At 61.1% G+C, this 8,004-nt stretch carries 8 protein-coding genes; 1 reads left to right on the plus strand and 7 read right to left on the minus strand.

The genetic code is table 11. The features are described 5' to 3' along the window. Positions 1–211 precede the first annotated feature (211 nt). The 6 genes from EO99_RS0125080 to EO99_RS26135 form a co-directional block, all read right to left on the minus strand. Positions 212–517, minus strand: a complete 306-nt coding sequence (locus tag EO99_RS0125080) for a P-II family nitrogen regulator (protein ID WP_158001920.1) — start codon at positions 515–517, stop codon at positions 212–214. A gap of 398 nt (positions 518–915) precedes the next feature. Further along, entirely contained in the window at positions 916–3,447 is a 2,532-nt protein-coding gene (locus EO99_RS0125085; protein WP_037113056.1) for a two-component system VirA-like sensor kinase, read from the minus strand. Continuing rightward, complete coding sequence (locus tag EO99_RS0125090; protein ID WP_156035014.1) at positions 3,431–4,549, minus strand: cytochrome-c peroxidase; 1,119 nt, start codon at positions 4,547–4,549, stop codon at positions 3,431–3,433. Before EO99_RS0125090 ends, EO99_RS0125085 begins: the two co-directional genes overlap by 17 nt. Before the next feature lie 150 nt (positions 4,550–4,699). Then, positions 4,700–5,425, minus strand: a complete 726-nt coding sequence (locus tag EO99_RS0125095) for a winged helix-turn-helix domain-containing protein (RefSeq protein ID WP_029621287.1) — start codon at positions 5,423–5,425, stop codon at positions 4,700–4,702. A gap of 96 nt (positions 5,426–5,521) precedes the next feature. Then, on the minus strand, positions 5,522–5,953 hold the full coding sequence (locus EO99_RS28150) for a TroA family protein (protein ID WP_077067178.1): 432 nt from the start codon (positions 5,951–5,953) through the stop codon (positions 5,522–5,524). Further along, positions 5,950–6,699, minus strand: a complete 750-nt coding sequence (locus EO99_RS26135) for a TroA family protein (protein WP_077067179.1) — start codon at positions 6,697–6,699, stop codon at positions 5,950–5,952. Before EO99_RS26135 ends, EO99_RS28150 begins: the two co-directional genes overlap by 4 nt. Positions 6,700–7,017: 318 nt before the next feature. On the opposite strand from EO99_RS26135, the gene EO99_RS0125105 reads away from it, so the two are divergent. Continuing rightward, positions 7,018–7,563 (plus strand): YgjV family protein, encoded by a 546-nt coding sequence (locus tag EO99_RS0125105; RefSeq protein ID WP_029621288.1) that lies wholly within the window; start codon positions 7,018–7,020, stop codon positions 7,561–7,563. Between the two features lie 154 nt (positions 7,564–7,717). Here the strand turns inward: EO99_RS0125105 and EO99_RS0125110 are convergent. Continuing rightward, on the minus strand, positions 7,718–8,004 hold a 287-nt coding region (locus EO99_RS0125110), incomplete at its 5' end, for a hypothetical protein (RefSeq protein ID WP_029621289.1).

Consider the following 8,004-nt stretch of genomic DNA (forward strand, 5'->3'; position numbering starts at 1 on the left):
ATACAACCAAAGCCCCTCACGGGGCTTTTTGCCGTTTGGAACGGTCGGCGCCGGCGAGTCGTTGTGATCGTCGTCGCCTACCATCAGGTGGCGGATGAGGCGCCAGAGGTTTACGCTATTCCGGACGATGAGTCGCAGTGAACCGGTAGCTCTGTGCGCACAGTTGCAGCCGGGGACCTGGAGATGCAGGTTGAGGGTTGTTTCTTCATCTTCAGATTTCGACGACCCTCACCAGGGTGGATATGCGGAGCATTTCGTCGTTCCTCTGGCCGCAGCCGAGCGCTTCGGCCATGACATCCTTGACGGCTTCGATCAGCAATGGTTCGCAGACGACTTCCAGCCGGACTGCAGTTCGGTAGTCCACGCAGCATTCCGCTCCGGCAAGTCGGTGATGTTTCCCGTCACAGGAAAACTCGGTGACGTCGAACATGTTGATGTCGTCAATCCCGGCGCTCCGGAGGACTTCGGCCACCTCATGTATTCTGAAGGCGGGAAGGACAGCTTCGATCTTCTTCATGATCATGATCCGGGTTAGAGCCTGCGGCGGCATGGCCTGTTGCCATCGGTTGCCGGCGCAAGATCAACAGGCTCCCGTGTCGGACCGGTTGCCGGGAGTGGCGGTGCGGTTTCATCTGAAGCCGTCGGTCCGCGGAACATGAGACTGCGTTTTGCGTGACCGCGGTGACCGCGGTCCGAGGAATGCCATGTCCCTCGGCTGTATCATCCGAGAAACCCTTTCGTCTGGCGGTTGTCGTGCCTGTTGCCCGGCAGCATGCAGGGCATGGCTGAAAACACGGCCGCGGGCGATGGCGCGAGCCGTTGGCGGCGTTCGTGCTGATCTCAGAGAGCGCGTCGCCGTCATTCTCGCTCTGGAATCAGGCTCACTGAGCAGCAGATCCTGCGATCTCCATGACGCTAGCTGGTGACGCTGATACGATCGAAGATCGCATGCGCCAAGGCCTTGGAGCTGAAGGGTTTCTTCAAGATGCTTGCCAGCATCAGCGGGTCGCCTCTCTCCAGTTCACGTTCGCAGGCGATCAACAGCAGGTATCGGCCCTTGGGGAGAACCAGATCCAGATCCTCGAGTGGGAGATCCGGTCCGAGAGCGTTGGCGTCGACGATGGTCAGGTCGGCAGAGACACTGCCGCTGTCCATGGCTCTCTGAAGTGCTGCCATGCTGGAATAGCCGATGGGCTCATAGCCCAGAGCTGCGACTTTCTCCTCGTACATCTCAAGCAGCGACCGGTCGCTCTCCAGAATGGCGACACTCTCTCCCTTGCCTGTCGGAACGGCCCGTTCGTCGAAGAAGCTCTTGAGCGGAAGGGGAGCCAACCGGCTGGCGGGAAAGAACAGGTCGAACCGGGTGCCCGATCCGGCACTGCTCTGGACATGGATGGCCCCCCCGAAGCCGCAGACGCTTCCATGGACGGCGGACAGACCCAATCCCGTGCCTCCCGAGGTGGACTTCGTGGTGTAGAAGGGTTCGAAGACGTGAGGGAGGACGTGTTCGGGGATGCCCGGCCCCTGGTCCTCGACCGACAGGCGGACATAGTCGCCGGGCGAAATCTCGCCGTGAGACAGCACCCGCTTCCGCCCGATCTCGACAGGCGTCACCTCGACCCTGACATCCTGGCCCCGTGCCGAGGCCTCCATCGCGTTCTTGCAGAGGTTCATCACCATCTGATGCACTTCAATCGGACTGCCGACGATGACGGTATCCTTTTCGCACAGGTGCGCCGTCAGCGTCACCTTGTTGCCAAGCGTCACATGGAGCAGCGGCAGGATGTCGGCGACGGCCTCGGTGACGCTGAACGGCTTCATCGCCCGTTCACGCTTGCGGCTGAAGGTGAGGATCTGGTCGACGATATGCTTCGCCCTTTCGCCGCTCGTCAGGATTTCCTGGACATAGTGACGGGTCATCGACGGCCTGCGGAGCAACTGAAGCGCCATTTCGCCGTATCCGAGGATGGCCCCCAGGACATTGTTGAATTCATGCGCAATGCCGCCGGCGAGCGTGCCGATCGCCTCCAGCCGCTGGGCGTGTTCCAGCCGATGTTCGAGTGCCTCTTGCTCCTGCTCGCGCCTGTTCGTCTCCACGAACTCGGTCAGCGTCTGCAGGCTTGCCCGCAGCAGTCCGACTTCGTCGGCACCCAGCTTCGGCCTGGGGCTGTCGAACAGCAGGAGAAAGGCTGCCACCTGCCGGTCTGGCATCTTCGAGCCGATGATGAGGCCGGATATGGTCGCGTCGCGCGTGTAGGTGAGATCGTTGGTCTTCGTCAGGTTGACATAGGCGAAGCTGTCCTCGCATCCGGACGGGGAGGCGTCCCAGTGCCGACGGGAATCATGGGCGAAATCGATGAGCAGCGTCCTGTAATCCTCCGTGTCGCCGCCATGACGGTGGACGTTCTTCATCTCGCCGGTGTCGATGTTGAGGATCGCGAAGCCGCTGCAACTGCCTTCGAAGAGACAGGTCAGGACCCTCAGGGCCCTGTCCATGAATTCAGGGAAGTCCCGCGGCGAGGTGTTGAACATCTCCGCCTTGATCCCCGCGATCGCCTGCTCGTAGTGAAGCCGCCGCTTCAGACGTTCGGTCTGGTTGCGGAGGCGATAAACGAGAACGAAAACGTAAATGCAGAGTGCGATCGCCGTCGCCCCCAACAGTATCCTGCTCGCCGCCGCGCGTGAGTTGGCCTGTCCTGCGGCGTCGAGATATTGGGATTGCAGCAGCTCTGCGCTCTTCGGCGTGCGAGATGCCAGAACCGAGGCGACCTTTTCATCCACCGTCGGCAGGATCGCCAGGATCATCTTCGCATGGGTCGTGAGGGTCTGGATCTGTCGCGCAGCAGGGGAAACGGCCACCGACTGCGACAATCGCTGGAGACGTTTTCCGATCGCTTTTTCCAGTTCCGGATCCGGCCGCGTGGAGAAACGCATCATCAGGTTGCCGAGGTCGCCGACATTGTCCAGGGCGGACCTGACCGTTTCGTTGGAAGACTGGTGAAGGTCCGTCAGTGTCTGCCCGAACACGCCGACCGAGTTTTGAAGGAGTGCATTGCGGGTCTTGAAGTCTTCAACCAGGGCTTCGTCCGCATCTATTCCGGATTTCAGCTGCGACAGGAGCTTTTCGAGGCGCCCGTCGGATCCAAAATCGGAACTGGCAAACAAGTTCTCGAGCGTTGCCGCCGTCTTTCGCAGGGCGATGACGGACTCGACCAATGGGTCGTAGGACATCAACAGGCCGGCGCGCGCGCGCAGCACATCACGCTGCAGGGAGGCATGGTTCACGTCGACCGCCCTGAGGTTGATCATCACAGCCTCGTGGGCCGGGCGCCCGGCATCGTGGCTGGTGGCGATGACAGCAAGAAAGATCGCCGACAGCGTCGCCAGCGCGATCAGCCAGGCCTCGCTTGCGACCTTTATGGAGCGAGGTCTAGAGCCTCTTTCCATTATAATCTCCCGTGAGGCTTTCAAGGAACGAAACAATCGCCTCGATCTCGTTCTCATCCAGGTCCCGTCCAAGCTGGCTTATGCCCATGATGGACACGGCCTCATGCAGCGTCCAGGCTCTCCCGTCATGGAAGTATGGCGCCGTTACTTCCACATTGCGCAGACTGGGGACACGAAAGGTCTCCCAGTCTCCTTCGGCATAGTCCAATGGCGACGGCGGCGGTTCCGCAGTTGCAGGTTGGCTTGTCGTGGGGTCGGCAAACACCCCGAAGATCTGGAACATGTTGCCGCCGATATTCGAGCCCTGGTGGCAGGAAACGCAGCCGTATGTCTTGAAGAGCCTGTACCCGTATTGCTGCTTGGCCGTTATGGCATCAGTATCTCCTTCGAGGAAACGATCGAAGGCGGCATTCGGCGTCGTCAGCGACTGCTGGAAGGTGACCAGGGCGTCCAGTATGTTGTCGCGGCTGGGCGTGGTGCCGTAGACCATCCGGAACCGCGTTCGGTAATAGACGTCGGCACTCAGGCGAGGCACCAATGTCTGCCAGTCATTCGCCATGAGATTGCGATCAAGAAGCACGTTTTCATTCTGGATGGTCAGCGATGTGTATTTCCCGCGCCAACCCAGACGGTAATTGTTGCCGACGTTGAAGATGGTCGGGGCGTTGAAGGCATGCATCCGGCGGTCGTATCCGATCGTTCGCTGAAGCCGGACCGTGCCGCCGGTGCTGAGATCGTGGCAGGAACTGCAGGACAAGGTCTGGCGCTTTGAAAGGATGGGGTCGTGGAAGAGACGTCCGCCGAGCCGGATCTTGGCCTTGTCCAGCTCGGGTACAGGCGGGAGAGGAGCCACGGGTTCGCCCGAGCCGATTGCGGCGCCCGGCGCCAGTTCGGTGCCGAAGGCGAATGCCCGCACGACGGCGACCATGCCGAGCGCGATCAGACCGATCCACATCTGATGCCGGGGCTTCATCGATCGGAACACCATGCGTCGCATCTCAACTTCCCGTCCAATCCGCAGTCCAGCATCCGCGTTTGAGCTACGGCCAATGGACCGCTTTTGTTTCTCGACGATTTCAGGAAGCGAAAAAAATGGTGACAAGCGTAAGCCGGCACAGCCATCCGGGCGACGTTCATGCCCGTTCCGATGTTGGCGGCACGAGGTTGATCACCTGAAGCGCTATCTCCGAAGGTGCCACCCGATGCAGTCGCCAACGATGGTCATCCAAGTGGCGCTGGGGAAGCCGCGCCATCAGGCTCTGCCATGGGGGCTGTCGGTCAACCTGACCTCGCTATCGAAGATATAGCCTACGCCGCGTTCCGTCTTGATGAGGTTGGGCCGTGACGGGTCAGCCTCCAGCTTGCGCCGCAGCCTGAGGATCAGCACATCGATGCTACGGTCGAAGACCTCTTCATTATGAACGCGGCTTGCCGCCAGGAGCTGTTCACGGGAGAGCACCTGTTGCGGCGATTTGAGAAAGGCCGTGAGCAGGTTGAACTCGCCGGCTGTCAGCTTGACCTCAGTCGTGCCTGCACGCACCAGTTTGCGCAGCTTCATGTTCAGGATCCAGTCGTCAAAGGCATAGACCCTGCGCTCCTTCCTGTTCTGGATCGTCGGCCGCGGACGCAGGGAGGCCCGGACCCGGGCCAGGAATTCGCGGGTGCCGAAGGGCTTGGTGATATAGTCGACGGCGCCCAATTCCAGCCCCACCACCTTGTCCGCCTCTTCGACGCGGTCGCCGCTGATGATGATCGCGGGGGCGTCAGAGACGCGGGACAGGGTTCTGATGATCTCGAGCCCGTCCTCATGGCCCAGGTTGAGATCGACGATCACCAGATCAACTGTATCGGTGGCAAGGATCCGGGCCAGATGGGCACTGTCACCGATGCCGGTCACCCGAAAAGCATGCTGGGACAGGTAGTCGACCAGCAGGCTGCGCACGCTTGTGTCATCGTCAATAATGAGAATGTGCTTCAATTTCTGCTCCTGGCCGGGCAGGCCCGTGTGTTCAAGCGCGACGCAACGGCCTGATCTCCAGTGCGACGAATTGTTTGGGGACCAAGGGGGCGAGGGTCACAAGCGGGGTGGATTGGGTTCATCCGTAACATTGGGGGACGCAGCGCCCGCTTTCCGTGGCGGGATGACTGGTGACGCGCCGCGGTGATGACGGGCGGACGTGTCGAGGAGCGTATCGAGCTGCCGGTCACTGAGGTCGACCTGATAGAACAGCTTGAAGAAAGCGCGGGCCTCGGCTTCCAGATCGACGTCGAAGGCGCCGGGATAGAGGATCTCCTTCAGCCAGGCGATCCCCAGCAGGCGATTGACGCCGGGCGGGGATTCAAACCAGCCGAAGGGGCGCATGGGTGTCTCGTAGATCCGTCGCTCCCTGACCGCAGCGATCTCGGCCCAGCGGGGATCATTCCTGGCACTTTCGGCGAATTCTGGCGCTGCGGCGAGGATAACCTGAGGATCCCAGTCCCGCACTTGCGCCGGTGAGACCTTCACCAGGCCACCGGGCCTGATCCCCGCCACGTTCCTGGCGCCGAGAATGTCGAGAACTTCAAGATTGATCGAACCGCCAAGGCCGGTCTGAGCCCGTCGTGGCCGCGCCCGTAGTAGACAAGAGGGCGCGCGGCAGGCGCAATAGAGGCCAGGTCGCTGCTCAGGGTTTCAAATGTGTGCTCGGCATATCGTGCGAGTTCTTCGGCCCGGTTCGAGACACCCAGAAGGTCGCCCACCTGACGCAGACTGTCGGCAGTCCGGGGCAAGCGTCCGTCGACCAACACATAGGGAATGCCGGTGAGCTCCTGAATTCTGTCTGCCGACGCAACATAGGCCTCGTTCACCGTTCCGACATCGATGATGATGTCCGGTCTGGTCACCAACAGCGATCCGAGATCAACCTCCGTCGAATCGTCGTTGAGCCGATCGGTCGTCGGCAGCGATCGTACCATGGGGAGCAGGAATTCCCTGTCCTCTGCCATCGGCGCATGCACCCAACTGACCAGCTTTTCAGGTGCCAATACGTAGATGAGCACCGAAGCCGGCGGACCGGCGGGCATGACGCGGGATATCACATCGGGAACGTTCACGGCCCGCCCTGCGGCATCCACGATGGTCCTCGCCACTGCCGGTGCGCATGCCGCAACGGTGATGATAGCGGTGAGAGCGATTTGCCTTAACATCAACAGCTCCAGGGGTGAGGCCAGACCGATGTCGCAGCGGCAGACGACGCCGATGGCGAAGGCCAAACGGGCTGTTGCTGGACAGGCAACTGATGCAAGCCACGCGTTACACCGTCGTTATCGAATTCATCGCCAGGGTTACAGTTGTCACGCCGGCGTCGCTGCTGTCGCGGACAGTTCTCCGACGGTTTCCCGAAGAGAGGTGAGGCAGGCCGCCGGCCACCAGCCGTTGCGGCTGTCACCGCTCGATATCATCTGAAACCGAATTCAGCACGCCGGAAACTCCTGGCCAACGGAGCCTCCCTATCAGGTCGCGGAGGGCGCACAGCAGCGCCTTCAGAGCAGCTAGTCACAAGGCAAGCTGTACGGTGGGAGACGGGTGGGATGTTGGCCACGCATGTCGACGATGTCATTGCCTCTGGAGCAGCACTTTTCGGTGCCGCTTGTCTCGTGTCCTGGCCTTTCTTCAAGCGCCGCAAAACCATGCTTCTGGTTCAGATCGGAATCGGAGCCGGTTTCGGTGTGCATTACGCTCTTCTCGGCGCCTCCACAGCGGCGGTGGCTAATCTCCTGAGCGCGTTGCAGATTGCTGCGTCCCTCCAGGTGTCTGCCACATCCCGCTGGATCAATTATCTGCTGATACCGTCCATGGTCCTCACATGCGCACTGACCTATGCCGGCCTCTCTTCCTTGTGCGCCATGCTGGGCACGGTTCTTCTTGCCGTCGGGCGAATGCAGGTCGTCGAGCGGAAGCTTCGGATGTGGGTGATGCTGGGAACGATCCCCTGGCTGCTTCACGACCTCCTGGTCGCATCGCCGATCGCCGTGATCGACGCCATCAGTATCGTGACGGGAGGGTATGGATACTGGAAATCATCGACCCCGGCATCGAAGACAAGCTGCACAGGCGGTCTGCAGGGCAACCCGTGAGGCTGCGCCGACGCCGGGCCGCCCGCCGAATGAGGCTTTGCAGCAGGCTGGGCGGAGGCTGAGATCCATTCCCTGCCGGGGAAGACAAGGCTCCTGTAGAAAACACATACCCTTGGCCGGTGACCGGCCAAGGGTATGTCGGCGTCAGGAGAGCTTATTCGTCGCCGAACTTGCGGTCATCGCGTGCGGTGGGCTTTCGCGCGGAAGCAAGCTCCAGATTTTTCATATCCGAGAACGGAGAGGGCTGAAGGATGTCCGGCGTTACCAGGCCGACGGATTGGGCCGGAACGGGATGGATGCCTTCGAAAAACTCGCCTTCGGCTGCAAATGCGGCGCCTGCGATCATCACCGACAGAAGGGTGCCAGCACTCAGACTGGCATGGAGCGTCTTCATGTTGAAGTCCTCTTGAGGTTCCGTGACCGTGCTTGCGACCTGGTCAC

The sequence above is a fragment of the Pseudorhizobium marinum genome (assembly GCF_000705355.1).
Lineage (GTDB): Bacteria > Pseudomonadota > Alphaproteobacteria > Rhizobiales > Rhizobiaceae > Neorhizobium > Neorhizobium pelagicum.

Excerpts from the sequence above, each read along its gene's own strand:
- EO99_RS0125080 (WP_158001920.1), bottom strand. The coding sequence starts at position 517 with ATGAAGAAGATCGAAGCTGTCCTTCCCGCCTTCAGAATACATGAGGTG.
- EO99_RS0125085 (WP_037113056.1), bottom strand. The coding sequence starts at position 3,447 with ATGGAAAGAGGCTCTAGACCTCGCTCCATAAAGGTCGCAAGCGAGGCC.
- EO99_RS0125105 (WP_029621288.1), top strand. The coding sequence starts at position 7,018 with ATGTTGGCCACGCATGTCGACGATGTCATTGCCTCTGGAGCAGCACTT.